Origin of the sequence: Nonomuraea sp. ATR24 (genome assembly GCF_041950485.1) — a bacterium.
Classification (GTDB): Bacteria; Actinomycetota; Actinomycetes; order Streptosporangiales; family Streptosporangiaceae; genus Nonomuraea; species Nonomuraea ceibae.
This window is the reverse complement of sequence record NZ_JBGNUU010000007.1, coordinates 84,285-99,225: the sequence shown is the minus strand read 5'-3', so window position 1 is coordinate 99,225 and position 14,941 is coordinate 84,285. Positions and strand designations below refer to the sequence as shown.

The 14,941-nt window shown below is 72.8% G+C and carries 15 protein-coding genes; 5 read left to right on the top strand and 10 right to left on the bottom strand.

Annotated elements, in window-relative coordinates:
- Positions 1-49 precede the first annotated feature (49 nt).
- A complete protein-coding gene (locus ACBI99_RS19620) occupies positions 50-1,216 on the top strand; it encodes an erythromycin esterase family protein (protein WP_375072993.1) in 1,167 nt (388 codons plus the stop codon).
- A gap of 24 nt (positions 1,217-1,240) precedes the next feature.
- On the opposite strand, the gene ACBI99_RS19615 is transcribed toward ACBI99_RS19620, so the two are convergent.
- The 3 genes from ACBI99_RS19615 to trpB are packed head-to-tail and all read right to left on the bottom strand — an operon-like array spanning position 1,241 to position 4,001.
- Positions 1,241-1,996 (bottom strand): GntR family transcriptional regulator, encoded by a 756-nt coding sequence (locus ACBI99_RS19615; RefSeq protein ID WP_357587798.1) that lies wholly within the window; start codon positions 1,994-1,996, stop codon positions 1,241-1,243.
- Entirely contained in the window at positions 1,993-2,808 is an 816-nt protein-coding gene (gene trpA, locus ACBI99_RS19610; protein ID WP_375072992.1) for a tryptophan synthase subunit alpha, read from the bottom strand. Before trpA ends, ACBI99_RS19615 begins: the two co-directional genes overlap by 4 nt.
- A complete protein-coding gene (trpB, locus tag ACBI99_RS19605; RefSeq protein ID WP_375072991.1) occupies positions 2,805-4,001 on the bottom strand; it encodes a tryptophan synthase subunit beta in 1,197 nt (398 codons plus the stop codon). The genes trpA and trpB overlap by 4 nt, the downstream gene beginning before the upstream one ends.
- Before the next feature lie 130 nt (positions 4,002-4,131).
- Here trpB and ACBI99_RS19600 point away from each other — a divergent pair, with 130 nt between their 5' ends.
- Together ACBI99_RS19600 and sigJ are read left to right on the top strand one after the other, a co-directional pair.
- The gene (locus tag ACBI99_RS19600; protein WP_219507074.1) at positions 4,132-4,851 is read left to right on the top strand and encodes a nucleotidyltransferase domain-containing protein; all 720 of its coding nucleotides are present in this window, start codon (positions 4,132-4,134) and stop codon (positions 4,849-4,851) included.
- 81 nt (positions 4,852-4,932) lie between these two features.
- Entirely contained in the window at positions 4,933-5,820 is an 888-nt protein-coding gene (sigJ, locus tag ACBI99_RS19595; RefSeq protein WP_375072990.1) for an RNA polymerase sigma factor SigJ, read from the top strand.
- 124 nt (positions 5,821-5,944) lie between these two features.
- Here the strand turns inward: sigJ and ACBI99_RS19590 are convergent, their stop codons facing one another.
- Positions 5,945-6,166 carry a hypothetical protein gene (locus ACBI99_RS19590; RefSeq protein ID WP_375072989.1) on the bottom strand — a complete coding sequence of 74 codons (222 nt, stop codon included), beginning with the start codon at positions 6,164-6,166 and terminating at the stop codon, positions 5,945-5,947.
- A 179-nt stretch (positions 6,167-6,345) separates the two neighbouring features.
- Between ACBI99_RS19590 and ACBI99_RS19585 the strand changes: the two genes are divergently transcribed.
- On the top strand, positions 6,346-7,269 hold the full coding sequence (locus ACBI99_RS19585) for an aminoglycoside phosphotransferase family protein (protein ID WP_375072988.1): 924 nt from the start codon (positions 6,346-6,348) through the stop codon (positions 7,267-7,269).
- A 34-nt stretch (positions 7,270-7,303) separates the two neighbouring features.
- Here the strand turns inward: ACBI99_RS19585 and nagA are convergent, their stop codons facing one another.
- The 6 genes from nagA to ACBI99_RS19555 all read right to left on the bottom strand — a co-directional run bounded on the left by nagA (position 7,304) and on the right by ACBI99_RS19555 (position 14,312).
- A complete protein-coding gene (gene nagA, locus ACBI99_RS19580) occupies positions 7,304-8,428 on the bottom strand; it encodes an N-acetylglucosamine-6-phosphate deacetylase (protein ID WP_375072987.1) in 1,125 nt (374 codons plus the stop codon).
- Positions 8,425-9,906, bottom strand: coding sequence for a glycoside hydrolase family 3 protein (locus tag ACBI99_RS19575; RefSeq protein ID WP_375072986.1), 1,482 nt, complete (start codon positions 9,904-9,906; stop codon positions 8,425-8,427). Before ACBI99_RS19575 ends, nagA begins: the two co-directional genes overlap by 4 nt.
- Before the next feature lie 17 nt (positions 9,907-9,923).
- Positions 9,924-10,766, bottom strand: a complete 843-nt coding sequence (locus ACBI99_RS19570) for a carbohydrate ABC transporter permease (RefSeq protein WP_219507085.1) — start codon at positions 10,764-10,766, stop codon at positions 9,924-9,926.
- On the bottom strand, positions 10,763-11,728 hold the full coding sequence (locus tag ACBI99_RS19565; protein ID WP_375072985.1) for a carbohydrate ABC transporter permease: 966 nt from the start codon (positions 11,726-11,728) through the stop codon (positions 10,763-10,765). The genes ACBI99_RS19570 and ACBI99_RS19565 overlap by 4 nt, the downstream gene beginning before the upstream one ends.
- A 1-nt stretch (position 11,729) precedes the next feature.
- Entirely contained in the window at positions 11,730-13,043 is a 1,314-nt protein-coding gene (locus tag ACBI99_RS19560; protein ID WP_375072984.1) for an extracellular solute-binding protein, read from the bottom strand.
- Between the two features lie 69 nt (positions 13,044-13,112).
- Positions 13,113-14,312, bottom strand: coding sequence for an ROK family protein (locus tag ACBI99_RS19555; protein WP_219507090.1), 1,200 nt, complete (start codon positions 14,310-14,312; stop codon positions 13,113-13,115).
- Positions 14,313-14,443: 131 nt separating this feature from the next.
- On the opposite strand from ACBI99_RS19555, the gene ACBI99_RS19550 reads away from it, so the two are divergent.
- On the top strand, positions 14,444-14,869 hold the full coding sequence (locus ACBI99_RS19550; protein ID WP_219507091.1) for a MarR family winged helix-turn-helix transcriptional regulator: 426 nt from the start codon (positions 14,444-14,446) through the stop codon (positions 14,867-14,869).
- Positions 14,870-14,941 lie beyond the last annotated feature (72 nt).

The following is a 14,941-nucleotide window of genomic DNA, read 5'->3' as shown; positions in this document are numbered from 1 at the left end:
AATTTCGCGCGAAAGTTTACACTGGCTGTTCAACGATACCGTCGAAGGCATGGATTTCAAGGACATGGCCCGGCCGCTCGACGGCGCGGGCGTCTCGGCGTTCCTCCGCTCGCTGCCGGCCCGGCCCCTGCTGCTGGGGCTGGGCGAGGCCAGGCATTTCGTGAACGAGCTGGGCGAGGCGCGCAACGAGATCTTCCGGCATCTGGTGGAGCACGAGGGCTACCGGGGGTTCGCCCTGGAGAGCGACTGCCTCATGGGCCTGCTCGTCGACGACTACGTCACCACGGGCGCGGGCACGCTCGACGACGTCATGGAGCGCGGCTTCAGCCACCGGTTCGGCACGGTCCCGGCCAACCGCGAGCTCGTCCGCTGGATGCGCGCCTACAACGAGGAGCACGACGAGAAGGTGCGCTTCTTCGGCTTCGACGGCCCGCTGGAGTACTGGGCGGCGAGCCCCCGCCAGGCCATCACCGGCCTGCACGCCCTCCTGGACGGCCCGCTCCCCTGCACCGCGGAGACCCTCGACACGCTGCTGGGCGCGGACGAGCGGTGGTCGGACGAGGCCGCGGCCATGGACCCGTCCCGGTCGATCGGCCGGTCCGCCGAGGCCCACCGGCTACGGGTGATCGCCGACGACCTGGTGGCGCTGCTCGCCACCCAGGCGCCGGCGCTGAGCGCCGCCGACCGGGAGCGGGCGGCCCTGTACGGGCGCACCGCCGTCGGCCTGCTCCGCTACCACCACTGGATGGCCGACACGGCCCCGACCCGGTGGGCCCGGCTGTCGGCCCTGCGGGACGCGATGATGGCCGACAACCTGCGCGCCATCGCCGCCCGGGGCCCGGTCCTCGTCTACGCCGGCAATTTGCACTTGCAGCGGCACAAGAGCCTCATGTCCTTCGGCGACCACGAGCTGGAATGGTGGAGCGCGGGCGCGCTCGCCGCGACGGATCTGGGCGACCGCTACGCGTTCCTGGCCACGGCCTTCGGCACGGTCGGCGACGACACCCCGTCCCCGGACACCGTGGAGGGGCTGCTTTCCACGCTCCCGTGGGAGCACGCCCTCGTCGACGCCCGCCGCCTCGCCGAGGCCGTCCCGGCCCCGGACAAGCGCGTCTCCCGCGACTTCGCCTACTTCTCCCTCGACCCGGCCCACCTCGGCCTGATCGACGGCATCCTCTTCCTCAAGAAGGCCGTCGACCTCCAGGTCCTCGACTGACCAGGCTTGCCGGCCGGGCGCCGGTCAGCTCGCGGGGCCCCAGGTGAGGGAGAGGCCGGTGGCGGCCCGTTCGGTGCGGATCTCCATCATGCTGCCGAGGATGGTGGCGTGGTCGGCCACCACGGGCGTGCCGTCGAGCGTGAACGTGACGCGGGTGCTGACGAGCACCGGGCTGCCCTCGGGCTCGTGCAGGTGGCGGGCGGCGGCGGGGTCGAGCACGCCGGGCCGCACCACCTCCGACGCCCGCGCGACCGTCACCCCGGCGTCGGCGAGCGCCGTGTAGAGGGAGACGGCGGTGAAGTCGCGGTCGCGGATCCCGTCGGCCACCGGCCGCCGCACCCACGACACCTGGTGCACGGCCGGGCGCCCGGCGAACTCGCGGACCCGCTCCAGCCGCAGCGCCGAGTCGCCGGGCCGCAGCCGCAGCTCGGCGGCGACGTGCGCGGGGGCCCGGCGCACCGCCCGCCCGGCCACCGAGGTGCGTACGTCGTGACCCTGTTTGCGCAGGTCGTCGGCCAGGCTGCGGAGCGAGTCGAGCTGGTATCCCAGGTGGGGTGGGGCGACGAACGTGCCCTTGCCGGGCTGCTGCACGATCAGCCGCTCGTCGCTCAGCTCACGCAACGCCTGGCGCAGCGTCATGAGGGTCACCCCGTAGGAGGCGCTCAGCTCCCGTTGCGGCGGCAGGGCCGTGCCGGGGGCGTAGTGTCCCGACCGGATCTTCGCGGCGAGGTCGGCGGCGATGGCGCGGTATCTCGCCTCGTGCCCGGCGTCGGGGGTCATCGGGGTCGGTCACACTCCTGGTCGAGGGCTTGCCGCAGGCTCGTGAGGAAGACCCGCAGGTCGTCCGGCCCGGCCCCGTCGAGCACCCGCCGCATGACGGCGGCGCCGACCACCACGCCGTCGGCGTGCCGGCGGGCCTCGCGTGCCTGGTCCGGGGTGGAGATGCCAAAGCCTAGCAAGACCGGCCGGTCGCTGACGTGCCTGATCCGCGCGGTGAGCCCGGCCGCCGAGGCGGCGAGGGCGGCCCGTTCGCCGGTGGTGCCCATCAGCGACACGGCGTAGACGAAGCCGCGGCTGCGCTCGCAGATCCGCGCCAGCCGTGGCTGCGGGGTCGTCGGGGACGCCAGCAGGGCCAGCTCGATCCCGGCGTCGGCGGCCACGTCCGCCAGCTCGTCCGCCTCGTGCACCGGCAGGTCGGGCACGATCAGGCCGCTGACGCCGGCCCGGCGCAGCGCGGCGCAGAACGCCTCGGGGCCGTCGTTGAGCACCAGGTTGTAGTAGGTGCTGGCGACCAGCGGCACGCCCAGGTCGCGCACCTCGGCCAGGTCGGCGAGGATGCGGCGGGTGCTCGCCCCGCGGGCCAGCGCCGCGTCGCTCGCCTGCTGGATGGTGGCGCCGTCCAGCGTGGGGTCGGAGAACGGCAGGCCCAGCTCGATCGCGTCCGCCCCGGCGTCGGCGAACGCCCGCAGGTAGCCGGTCCAGCCGGGCGCGATCCCGCCCGTGACGTACGGCATGAGCAGGCCGCGGCCGGTGGCGCGGCGGGCTCTCAGGTGGCGCTCGACCGCTCCGGCGGTCAGGGTCGGGTTCGTCACAGCAGCTCCTTCAGGGTGGAGACGTCCTTGTCGCCGCGGCCGGACAGCGTCATCAGCACCGTCGAGCCGGCGGCCAGCTCGCCGTCCGCCGCCGCGCGGATCACCCAGGCGAGGGCGTGCGCCGACTCGAGCGCCGGGAGGATGCCCTCCGTACGCGCCAGCCGCACCGCCGCCGCGACGGCCTCGTCGTCGGTCACCGTGACGTAGCGGGCCCGGCCCAGGTCGCGCAGGTGGGCGTGCTCGGGGCCGACGCCCGGGTAGTCGAGCCCGGCGGCGATCGAGTGCGGCTCGACGATCTGCCCGTCGCCGTCCTGGAGGAACAGCGAGCGGCAGCCGTGCAGGACGCCGAGCCGGCCGTGGCTCGCCCCGGCGCCGCCGTCCGCCTCGACCCCGACCAGCCGCGCCGAGGTGCCGGAGAAGCCGGCGAACGTGCCGGCCGCGTTCGAGCCGCCGCCGACGCAGGCGACGACGTGGTCCGGCACGCCGGCCGGCAGCTCGGCCGCGCACTGCGCGCGCGCCTCGTCGCCGATGACCCGCTGGAACTCCCTGACCATCCACGGGTACGGGTCCGGCCCGACGACCGAGCCGATGCAGTAGTGGGAGTCGCCGGTCGCACCCACCCAGTGGCGCATGGCCTCGCTGGTCGCGTCCTTGAGGGTGCGGCTGCCCGAGGTCACCGGGACGACCTCGGCGCCCAGCATGCGCATGCGGAACACGTTGAGCGCCTGGCGTTCGATGTCGCGTTCGCCCATGAAGACCGTGGCCCGCAGGCCGAGCAGCGCGGCGGCGGTCGCGGTGGCCACGCCGTGCTGCCCGGCGCCGGTCTCGGCGATCAGCCTGCGCCGTCCCATCCGGGTGGCGAGCAGGGCCTGGCCCAGCACATTGTTGATCTTGTGTGACCCGGTGTGGGTGAGGTCCTCGCGCTTCAGGTACAGCTCCACCCCCAGCGCCTCCGACAGGCGACGGGCCGGGGTGAGCGGCGTCGGCCGCCCGGCGTGCACGGCGAGCAGCCGCGCCAGCAGACCCCGGAACCCGGGATCCGCCCACGCCTCCCGGAACGCCTCGTCCACCTCGCGGCACGCCTCCACCAGGGACTCGGGCGCGTAGCGCCCGCCGTACGCGCCGAACCGCCCCCGGGCGTCCGTCGTCGCGCCCTGCGGGACCGGCTCGCGCCAGGGCAGCAGATCACGCATGTCTAGCTCCGATCGTTCTATAACTCTTCAGTGAGTTCTAGAACAGTGTGACACCCATCGCCCTGGGACGCCACCACGGCCCCGTTAACCGGTTGCCGTCGTCGCGCCCGAGGTGCTGGAGTGGCCCTCGATGAGCACGAACAGCGGCACGGCGCCGCCCGCTCCCCGCCTCGCCGGCATCCGGTCCCGCTGGCTCACCGCCGCGACCGCGGGGCTCCGCGACGATCCCGCGGTGGCCGGGGCCGCCCTGGTCGGGTCGCTCGGCGCGGGCCGGGCCGACGACTGGAGCGACGTCGACCTGCTCGTGGTCGTCGACGATCCGCTCCTCGACGACTACGCGCTGCCCGGCCGCCTCCCCACCGGCCCCGGGACCATGACGGCCGCCTTCGACGCCCGGCAGAACGGGCCGCGCGGCACCAGGGCGTTCAGCGCGTACCAGATCATCGACGGGCTCCCGCTCTGCGTCGACTGGCACGTCCACCCGAGTTCGCGGGCCGGCTGGCCCGCCGACAGCACGGTCGTCCTCGACCGGCGCGGCTTCGACCGGCTCCCCGCCGCCTTCGCCGACCTGCTCGCCGCAGGCGAGCGAGAGACCCCCACGCCCAAGCGGCCGGTCGACCACCAGGTGGCGCGGCTGGTGATGATCCCGATCGCGGGCAAGCGGATCGCCCGCCGCTCACCCGGGACCGCTCAGCTGATCGAGTTCCTCGGCGGTTCGCCGGGGGCCTCGTGGCGGGACCACCTCGCCGCGCTGCGCCGGCTGCTGGACGGCTTCACGCCGCTCGACCGGCCCGGCGACCTCGCCGCCGGGCACGCCTACCTCGACCTCGTGGAGGACACGCTGGACTGACGCCGAGGCGTACGCGGTCACCTTTCGCTGGTTGGATACGTCACCTGTTGTGATGTGACTGAGACGAGAGGAACGCGACCGATGACCTCCCCTGACTTCCTGGCCGACCAGTTCCAGGGACACCGCCCCCATTTGAAGGCCGTCGCCTACCGCATGCTGGGCTCGCTGAGCGAGGCCGAGGACGCGGTGCAGGAGGCGTGGCTGCGGCTGGCGCGTTCGGACTCGGGTGACATCGACAACCTGGGCGGCTGGCTGACCACCGTGGTCGGCCGGGTGTGCCTGGACATGCTCCGCACCCGCAAGTCCCGGCGCGAGGAGTCCTTGGAGGAGCGCCTGCCCGACCCGGTGATCAGCAGCACGGACGCCACCGACCCGGAGCAGGAAGTGCTGCTCGCCGACTCGGTCGGCCTGGCGCTGCTGGTCGTGCTGGAGTCGCTGAGCCCCGCCGAACGGCTGGCGTTCGTGCTGCACGACATGTTCGGCCTGCCGTTCGAGCAGATCGCGCCCATCGTCGACCGCACCCCCGTGGCGGCCAAGAAGCTCGCCAGCCGCGCCCGCCAGCGCGTCCGCGGCGCGGCCCCGAACCCCGACCCCGACCTGAACAGCCAGCGCCGGGTCGTCGACGCCTTCCTCACCGCCGCCCGCGGCGGCGACTTCGCCGCCCTGGTCTCCATCCTCGACCCCGACGTGGTCCTGCGCGCTGACGGCGGCGTGCTCACCGGCGGCATGAAGGTCATCCGCGGCGTCGCCGCCGTGGCCGGCCAGCTCGCCACCTTCCAGCGCATGGCCACCTCCAGCACCACCCAGCCGGCGCTCGTCAACGGCCTGGCCGGCCTGGTCAACACCGTCGACGACCAGCTCATCTCCGTCATGAGCTTCACCATCTCCGACGGCAAGCTCGCCACGATCGACATCCTGTCCGACCCCGACCGCCTCGCCCGCCTCGACCTCACCCGCCTGGAGCCATGACCCCCGGGGGCCAGGGCCGGCGTGGGTGAAGGTCAGGCCTGCAGGTAGTGCAGGACGGCAAGGACCGCCGGTGGTCGTCGTCCGGCGGGGACAGTCCTGCCTTCCGCACTGCCGTACGGCCGGGTCACCGTCCGCGCCCGCTCCGCTTGGCGTGCTTGCTGCCCCAGCCGGCCAGGAGGGCTCCTGCGACGGCGGCGGCCACGTAGCAGGCGAGCCACACCCCGAACCCTCCGGGCAGCCGGCCGAGCAACCCGGCGTTGTCATGGTCGGCCAGCAGCCGGATGGCGCCCTGGGTCCCCAGGACCAGCAGCAGCATGCCGATGATCAGCACGGTCACGTACTTCATGCGCTTCGCCTCCTTTTGTGGTGCGTTCGAACCATAACACTTATTTGGTGCGATCGCACCACAAGCGCGGCGCGCGATAGGCTGGGCCCATGATTTGACGTCGGCCCAGCGACCGGGCCCCTCCGTGATCTCCTTCGTTCGTCGCCATGTGACCCGAATCCACGAAGGAGATCCCTTTCATGACCACGTCGGCCTCCATCGAGGTCCCCGACCAGTTCGCCGCCTCCTACGGAGCGAACAACGCCGACGCCCGCGCCTGGCTCGCCGGACTGCCGCGCCTGGGCGGCGAGCTCCTGGACCGCTGGCGGCTGCGGCCCGACGGCCCGGCCGCGTACGGCATGGCCTCGCTGGTCCTCCCCGTACGCCAGCCCGACGGGACGCCCGCCGTCCTCAAGCTCCAGCAGCTCCGGGAGGAGACCGCCGGCGCCGCCGCCGGACTGCGGGCCTGGAACGGCAACGGCATCGTGCGCCTGCTCGACCATGACGAGCAGAGCGGCGCCCAACTGCTGGAACGCCTGGACGCGACCCGGACGCTCTCATCGGTGGCCGACGACGACGCCGCCATGCGGATCCTGGCCGACCTGATGGCCCGCCTGACCTCGATCCCCGCCCCCAGCGACCTGCGCCGGCTGTCCGGCATCGCCACGGCCATGCTCGACCAGGCGCCGCAGGCCGTCCCCGCACTGCGCGACCCCGACGAGCAGCGGCTGGTACGCACCTGCGCGTCCGCCGTGGCCGAACTGATCGGCGAGCCCGGCGACCGCCTCCTGCACTGGGACCTGCACTACGACAACATCCTGGCCGGCGAACGGGAGCCGTGGCTGGCCATCGACCCCGAACCGCTGGCCGGCGACCCGGGGTTCGAGCTGCTGCCCGCCCTGGACAACCGGTGGGAGCAGGTGGAGGCCACCGGCGACGTGGCTCGCGCCGTGCTGCGCCGCTTCGACCTGCTGACCGAGACGCTCGGCCTCGACCGGAACCGCGCAGTCGGCTGGACCCTCGGCCGCGTGCTGCAGAACGCCCTGTGGGACATCGAGGACGGCAAGCCCACCCTCGAACCCGCCCAGGTCGCCATCGCCACCACCCTGCTGCACCGACGCTGATCAGCACGGCGACACGACCCCTGAGCCCGGGCGGTCAGGCCAGGTAGGTGGTCTGCGGGTGCAGGTGGGCGTCCAGGATGACGAGGTCGGCGCGGTGGCCGGGCTCCAGGGCGCCGCGGCCGGGGAGGTCGAGGACGGCGGCCGGGTTGGCGGTCGCCATGCGCAGCGCGGTGTGGACGGGGACGTGGGCCGCTCGCACCAGGTGGCGGACGCAGTCGGTGAGGAAGGCGGTCGACCCGGCGAGGCGGTCGGTGCCGGCCAGCCGGGCCGTGCCGCCGGAGACGTCGACGGTGCGGTCGGCGAAGGCGTAGCGGCCGTCGCCGAGGCCGGCGGCGGCCATGGCGTCCGTGACAAGGACGGCGCGGGTGCCGTCACCGGTGGCCAGGGCCAGGACGGGCGGCAGCACGTGCTGCCCGTCGGCGATCAGTTCGTAGGTCAGCCGCGGGTCGGTGAGGGTGGCGGCGACGGGGCCGGGGGTGCGGTGGCCGAGCGGGGGCATGGCGTTGAACAGGTGGGTGACGTGCCGGGCGCCGGCGTCGGCGGCGGCGCGTACCTGGTCGTAGGTGGCGTCCGTGTGCCCGATCGCGAACACGCAGTCGCCGGAGTAGGCGGCGATGAGGTCGAGCGCTCCGGGCAGTTCGGGCGCGATGGTCATGACGGTGGGGAGGCCGTCGGCGAGCTCCAGGAGGTCTTCGAGGAGGGTCCGGTCCGGCGGGCGCAGCGCCGACTCGGTCTGGGCGCCGCGACGGGCGGGGGCGAGGAACGGGCCCTCGAAGTGCACGCCCACGAGGTTGGGCACGCCGGGATCTCTGGCCGCCTCGCACACCGCCCGGGCGGCGGCCCGCATCAGGGGCTGGTCGACCGTCGCCACGGAGCCGAGCATGGCGGTGGTGCCCCGCCGCAGGTGGGCCTCGGCCGCCGTGCGCACGTCGGCGGGGTCGCCGGTGTAGACGGCCGCGCCGCCGCCGCCGTGACAGTGCAGGTCGACCAGGCCGGGAGCCAGGTACGCGCCGCCGACGTCCACGATCGGCGCACCGCCGGCCGGGTACGGCGAACCGTACCCGAGGGCGGTGATCCGGCCCGCGTCGGTGCGCAGCCAGCCGGGCTCGACCCGGTCGGCGAGCACCAGCTGGGCGTTCACGAAGAGCCGGGCGGTCACCCGCGCCTCCCGGTGAGCGCCTCGACGGCGGCCTCGGCGCAGACCCGGGAGGCGCCGAACGTGCGCACCCAGCCGCGGGCGGCGGAGAAGTCCAGCTGGGGGAAGCCCATGTCCAGGACGACGACATCCGGGGTGGTGGCCAGGATGCGGTCGAGGATCGGGGCCTGCCACTCGAACCGGTGCGGGCTCCTGACCAGGATCACCACGTCGCCCGAGGCGCCGTACTGCTCGCGGAACTCCGAGATGGCCGCGTGCACGATCCCGGGGCCGTTGTACGTGCCGGCCGCCACGGTCACCTGTTCGACGGTGCGGCCGGGCGTGGCCAGCAGCGTCTCCACGTTCCCCGGCCCGCCGCCCGAGGCGGGTGAGGCGACCGGTTCGAGGCGGACGACCAGGGTGGCGTCCCCGCGCAGCAGCGGGTCCCCCGACACCCGCGCCGCCCGCCGCGCCAGCCGCAGTCCGAGCCCGCTGTCGGCCTCGCCGTCGAGCGGGCTGTCCGGGGCGCCGCGCCGGCCCATGCGCCGCAGCCGGTCGGCGGCCTGTTCGAGGCGTTCGGCGGGGAGGTCGCCGGTGCGCACGGCCTCGACGATGGCGTGGGCGGCGGTCCTGACGTCCTCGCCGTAGGCCCACGCGCCCAGGCACAGGGCGTCGGCCCCGGCGCGCAGGGCCAGGACGGCGGCTTCGCCCAGCGGCGCGACGTCGGCCACGCCGCGCATCTCCAGGGCGTCGGTGATCACGACGCCGTCGAAGCCCAGCTCGTCGCGGAGCAGGCCGGTGATCACCGGCGCGCTGATCGACGCCGGAAGCTCGTCCAGGGCGGACACCCGGGGGTGGGAGACCATGATGGAGTCGACGCCGGCCGCGATCGCCGAGCGGAACGGGTCGAGGTAGTGGTCGACGAGCTCGTCCCGGCTCAGGTCGAGGTCGGGGGTGCCGAGGTGGGCGTCGGTGCCGCTGAGGCCGTGGCCGGGGAAGTGCTTGGCGCAGGCGCTCACCCCGGCGGCCTGGAGCCCCTCGATCCAGGCGGCGGCGTGCGCGGCCACGTGTGCCCGGATGCCGCTGAAGCAGCGTACGCCGTTGGGGCTGAAGGGGTTGACGGCGGTGTCGACGGCGGGGGCGAGGTCCCAGGTCACCCCGGCCGCGCGCAGCGCGAGCCCGATCTGGTGGGCGCAGGCCCTGGTCGCGTCGAGGTCGTCGATCCGGCCGAGGGCGAGGTTGCCCGGCGTGGAGATCCCGCCGGCCGCCTCCAGCCGGGTGACGTCGCCGCCCTCCTCGTCGATCGCCAGGTGCAGGGACGGGGAGAGCTCGCGCAGCCCGGCGGTGAGGCCGCGCAACTGGTCCTGGTCGACGATGTCCTTGCCGAACAGGACGAACCCGCCGAGGCCGGCGGCCACCGGCCCGTCGATCCAGCGCGGGACGACGGGGCGGCCGAGAGCGGGGAAGAGTACGGCGTGTGCGAGCCGTTCGAGGTGATCCATGAGACTCCTGTCGGGTGTCAGCCCTTGACCGCGCCCGCCGCCAGCCCGCCGACGAGCCGGCGCTGGAGGAAGAGGAAGAAGACGAGGACGGGCAGGGAGAAGATGGCCGAGGCGGCGATCGTCTCGCCGTAGTCGACCTGGGGCGCGGTGCTGAACGACACGAGCCATACGGGCAGCGTGTAGTTCTCCTGCGACCGCATGAGCACGTACGCGAAGAGGTAGTCGTCCCAGGCGTTGATGAACGCGAAGACCGACGTGACGACGATCCCGGGGGCGAGCAGGGGAAGCACCACCCGGCGGAAGGCCTGCAGCCGGTCGCAGCCGTCGATCATCGCCGCCTCCTCCAGCTCGACGGGCACCCCGGCGACGAAGGCGCGCAGGTTCCACACGGTGAACGGCAGGACGAAGGACAGGTACGTGAGGACGAGCCCGGGGAGCATGTCGAGCGCCCCGATGTCACGCAGCATCAGGTAGAGCGGGATGACCATCGCCGAGCCGGGGATCATCTGGACGAGGACGAGCACGGCCAGCAGGGTCCGGCGCCCGCCGAAGGCGAACCGCACGGTGGCGAACGCCGCCGCCACGGCCACGGCCATCGACAGCACGACCGTGATCAGCGACACGACCAGCGAGTTGCGCAGGAAGGTCAGGAACTCGGGCGCGGCCAGGGTCCTGGTGAAGTTCTCCGTGCTGGGCGGCCACGGCACGAACTGCGGCGTCAGCGACAGGACCTGCCCCGGCGGCTTGAACGCGGTCGCGAACATCCAGTACACGGGGAAGATCATGACGACGGCGGCGAGGACGACCACCGCGTCGACGGCCAGCCGGCGGCGGGTGCGGAAGTCGCGCAGGGCGTTCATGCCACCTCGCCCCCCTTCGTGAGACGGCGGACGTACAGGACGGCGAAGACCGACAGGAGCACGATCGTGATGACGGAGATCGCCGACCCGGCTCCGTAGTCGTTCGCGGTGAAGGCCTGGACGTAGGCGTAGACCGAGACGGTCGTCGTCTGGCCGGACGGCCCGCCCTGCGTCAGCACCCAGAACGGGGTGAAGGAGTTCACCGACCAGATCACCTCGAGGACGACGAGGACGGCGAGCACGGGCCGCATCAGCGGTAGCGTGATGCGGCGCAGCGTCTGCCACGCCCCCGCGCCGTCGATGCCGGACGCTTCGTACAGGGCCGACGGGATCTGGAGCAGGGCGGCGTACATCGTGAGGATCACGAACGGCAGCCCCTTCCAGACGATGAGCACGATGATCAGTACGAGGGCCGGGCCGGGCTCGGAGAACCAGTCGCGCGCGGTCAGGTCGCCGAACACGCCGAGCTGGGTCAGCATCCAGTTCGCCACGCCGTACTGCGGCTGGAACAGCCACTGCCAGATGAGCGCGGCCGAGACCATCGGCATGGCCCAGACCAGGACGAGGCAGACCACGAACACGAGCCTGGCCCACGCCGAGGTGCGGGTCAGCGCCCTGGCCAGCGCGAAGCCCAGCGCCATCATGGCCGCGACGCAGGCGGCGGTGACGACGACGGTGCGCCCGAGCACCGCCCAGAAGGCGGGGTCGGCCAGCACGTCGGTGTAGTTGGCCACGCCCACGAAGGGCGCCTCGCCGGTGAACAGCGAGCGGGAGTCGAACTTCTGGAACGACAGGACGACGAGCCGGACGACCGGATAGCCGAGGGTCACGGCCAGGACGATCACCGCCGGCGCGACCAGCCCGTAGGGCAGCCGGGAGCGGCGGTCGCGCGCCGGGGCGGGCTCGCGGGACTCACCCCGGTCCGGCCCGAGACTCACCGCCCCCTGAGTCTGGAGTGCCATGTCAGGAGGTCGTCCCCGTCGCGTTGAACGCCTTGGCGAGGTGGGCGTCGTACTCGGCGGCCCGGGCGGCGATGTCCTTGCCTGCGGCGATGTCGGAGAAGAACTGCTCGTTGTAGCGTTCGCCGTCGAGCGTCGCCTGGCCCGGGGTCACCGGCAGCGCGTGGTTGCTCCTGACGGCCTCGGCGCCGGTCGTGAGCGCCTCGGTCACCCCGTCGGCGGGCATGAACGCGGGCGAGATCGGCATGAGGTTGAGCTTCTGCGCCATCAGCCCCTGGAACTCGCGGCCGGTGACCACCCGCAGCCAGTCCTTGGCGGCGTTCGGCCTGGTGGTCGCCGCCGAGACGCCGATCGTCGAACCGGCCACGATCGTCGGCAGCGGCTTGCCCTTCTCGTAGCCGGGCATCACGAAGTAGCCGAGCTTGTCCTTCAGCTTCGGGTTCTTCTCCAGCACCTTGTCCGGCTCCCAGGCCCGGACGTAGAGCATCGCCGTCTGCTCGTCGGCGAAGAGCTGGGTCTGGTCCGGGCTGTTGGTGTTGCTGCCGACGGACGAGGGCGTGGAGCAGGTGTTCTGGAAGTCCTTCCACTCCCGCAGCCCCTCCTGGGCCTGGGGCGTGCTCATCGCGCCCTTCCAGGTGTCGCCGTCGCGGGTGGCCACGTCGCCGCCCTTGCCGAAGACGAACGGCGCGCCGGCGAACCAGTACTGGCCCGGCATGTAGAAGCCGGAGAAGTTCTTGGTTGCGGAGTTCTTCTCGGCGAGGGTCTCGCAGGCGCTCTTGAGCTCCTCAATCGTGGCCGGCGGCTCGTCGATGCCCGCCTCGGCGAACAGGTCCTTGTTGTAGAGCACCACCTTGGTCCCGCCGTACAGCGGGGTGGCGTACAGCTTGCCCTGGTGGGTGGAGGGCTGGGCGAGACCGTCGAGCCAGGTGGCCGACTCCTCGAAGCCGGCCTTGTCCGCCGTCAGGTCGAGCAGCGCTCCCGAGTACGACTGCAGCGGGGTCTGTGTGTTGCCCATCTCAACGACGTCCGGCCCCTTCCCGGACGCCAGCGCGGTCGTGATCTTGGTGGCGATGCTGTCCCACTGCTGGATCTCGACCTTGACGTCGATGCCCGGCTGCTTCTTGGCGAACGCCGCCTTGGCCTGTTCGATGATCTCGGAGTCGCCGGGCCCGCCCGTCATCATCCAGACGGTCAGGGTGCCGGACTCCGGCCCGCTGTCACCGGAGCCGCCGCCCGCGCCACCGCACCCGGCGGTGAGTACGAGCAGGCCGGCCAGAGTCAGTGCGCCGTGGACGACGGCGGTCCTCCTGGTTCGCATCGGGGGTTCCTTCCATGGGGGATGTGAGGGGGTTCGTGGGGGTGGCTGGTTCGGGCGTCCGCAGGCGGGTCAGCCGGGATGGACGGGCGCCTCTTCGAGGGCCTTGACCGCGCGGGCCCGGTCCACCTCGATCTGGTTGATGTGCTCCTCCAGCACGCCGAGCGAGGCGTACAGGTCGCCGAGTGCGATGGCCAGCGCGCCGAGCAGGCCCGCCTGGCCGCCGAGCATGGTGCGGCGGACCCGGGTGCTGACGCCGACGAGGTCGAGCACCTCGCCCTGGACCTCGTCGAGCGCCGACTCGGCCAGGCCGTCGCCGAACCCGCCGGTCACGATGACCGTGCGCGGCTCGTAGGCCAGGGCCACGATCGACACCAGGTGGACGAGCGCGTCGCGGATGCGCTGCCGCAGGTCGCCGAAGCGCTCGGGCTCCTCCAGGATCTGCCTGGCGTGCGTCACGTCGTACCCGGCGGCGCGGGCGTGGGCGACGAGGCCGGCGCCGGAGACGAGGTCACGCAGCCGGGTCTTGGTGCCGGGGATGAGCAGCCGCCCGAACTCGCCGAGGAGCCCGTCCTTGCCGGACAGGACCTGGCCGTTCATCGCCGCCGCGGAACCGAGGCCGGTGCCCAGCGTGAGCAGCACCGCGGTCTCCTTCTCGGCCAGCGCGCCGTACTGGAGCTCGCCCACCAGGGCCAGCTTGGAGTCGTTGTCCAGCGTCGTCGGCACGGCGATGCGCTCGCGCAGGGCGTCGACGAAGACCGTGCCGTGGAGCTGCGGCAGGTTGTGCGAGCCGACGACCCGTGACCTGTCGCCCGACACCACACCCGGCAGTCCCACGGCGACCGCGCCGAGCGGGCCGTGCTGTCCCGATACCGCGCCGGCCAGCTCGTGGATGCGCTCGGCCATCCAGCCGGCCAGCCGCTCGCCGTCGAGCGCGAGCGGGGTGGGGTGCTTGGCCCGGACCAGCGTGTTGCCCAGCGCGTCGGCGACGGCGAAGCGGCAGTTGGTGCCGCCGAGGTCGATGCAGCCCACCAGGTGCACGGAGCCGTCGAACTGGACGAGAGTCGACGGCCTTCCTCTGCCGCTGGCCGGTTGCACGGCCGCGTCCCGGGCGAAACCGCGTGAACGCAGGTCGTCCACGATGCGGAACACGGTGGCACGACTGAGCCCGGTGCCCTCCACGATCTGTCCACGCTCCAGGGAACGCCCGGAGAGCAGCGTGGACAGGACCGCGCTGCGGTTGGTGGCACGAGGTTCGGTGGCAGAGTGCATTTATTTCTCTCAGCTTGAACAAAAATGTTGGCCGTGAGTGTAACCACAGGACCACGCGGTTGTCACCACCCCCGCTCTTGCGTCCGGCCCCGCTGGTTTGTAATGCAAAGCACGATGGGTAGCGTGAGCACATGACTTCCGACGCCCTCGTGGACGCCCTCGTCCGCAACACCTTCGAGGTGGTCGGCGTGCTCACCCGCATCGGAGCCGAGCACGACCTCTCGCTCACCCAGCTGCGGGTGCTGGGCATCCTGCGCGACCGCCGCCCGCGTATGACCGAGCTCGCCGCGTTCCTCGGCCTCGACAAGTCCACCCTCTCCGGCCTCATCGACCGCGCCGAGCAGCGAGGGCTGGTGGCCAGGGGCAAGAACGCCCAGGACCGCCGCGTCGTCGACGTGTTCATCACCCCTGCGGGACTGGAGCTGGCGGAGCAGGTGTACGACGAGGTACGGCGGGCGCTGACGCCGGTGACGGACCGGCTCGACCCGCAGGACGGCGACCAGCTCGCCAAGCTGCTGCACGGTCTCCACTCCCCCGGCCGGGACCTGGCGCCCTGACTGCGCCACCTCCTCGTCGTCCACCGAACCGGCGCTCCGGTTACGCGGGTCGCTCAGCTGTTTCTCCAGCAA

Excerpts from the sequence above, each read along its gene's own strand:
- ACBI99_RS19555 (WP_219507090.1), bottom strand. The coding sequence starts at position 14,312 with ATGCACTCTGCCACCGAACCTCGTGCCACCAACCGCAGCGCGGTCCTG.
- ACBI99_RS19560 (WP_375072984.1), bottom strand. The coding sequence starts at position 13,043 with ATGCGAACCAGGAGGACCGCCGTCGTCCACGGCGCACTGACTCTGGCC.
- ACBI99_RS19575 (WP_375072986.1), bottom strand. The coding sequence starts at position 9,906 with ATGGATCACCTCGAACGGCTCGCACACGCCGTACTCTTCCCCGCTCTC.
- sigJ (WP_375072990.1), top strand. The coding sequence starts at position 4,933 with ATGACCTCCCCTGACTTCCTGGCCGACCAGTTCCAGGGACACCGCCCC.
- ACBI99_RS19600 (WP_219507074.1), top strand. The coding sequence starts at position 4,132 with ATGAGCACGAACAGCGGCACGGCGCCGCCCGCTCCCCGCCTCGCCGGC.
- ACBI99_RS19620 (WP_375072993.1), top strand. The coding sequence starts at position 50 with ATGGATTTCAAGGACATGGCCCGGCCGCTCGACGGCGCGGGCGTCTCG.
- ACBI99_RS19570 (WP_219507085.1), bottom strand. The coding sequence starts at position 10,766 with ATGAACGCCCTGCGCGACTTCCGCACCCGCCGCCGGCTGGCCGTCGAC.
- ACBI99_RS19550 (WP_219507091.1), top strand. The coding sequence starts at position 14,444 with ATGACTTCCGACGCCCTCGTGGACGCCCTCGTCCGCAACACCTTCGAG.
- ACBI99_RS19585 (WP_375072988.1), top strand. The coding sequence starts at position 6,346 with ATGACCACGTCGGCCTCCATCGAGGTCCCCGACCAGTTCGCCGCCTCC.
- ACBI99_RS19590 (WP_375072989.1), bottom strand. The coding sequence starts at position 6,166 with ATGAAGTACGTGACCGTGCTGATCATCGGCATGCTGCTGCTGGTCCTG.
- ACBI99_RS19565 (WP_375072985.1), bottom strand. The coding sequence starts at position 11,728 with ATGGCACTCCAGACTCAGGGGGCGGTGAGTCTCGGGCCGGACCGGGGT.
- ACBI99_RS19615 (WP_357587798.1), bottom strand. The coding sequence starts at position 1,996 with ATGACCCCCGACGCCGGGCACGAGGCGAGATACCGCGCCATCGCCGCC.
- trpB (WP_375072991.1), bottom strand. The coding sequence starts at position 4,001 with ATGCGTGATCTGCTGCCCTGGCGCGAGCCGGTCCCGCAGGGCGCGACG.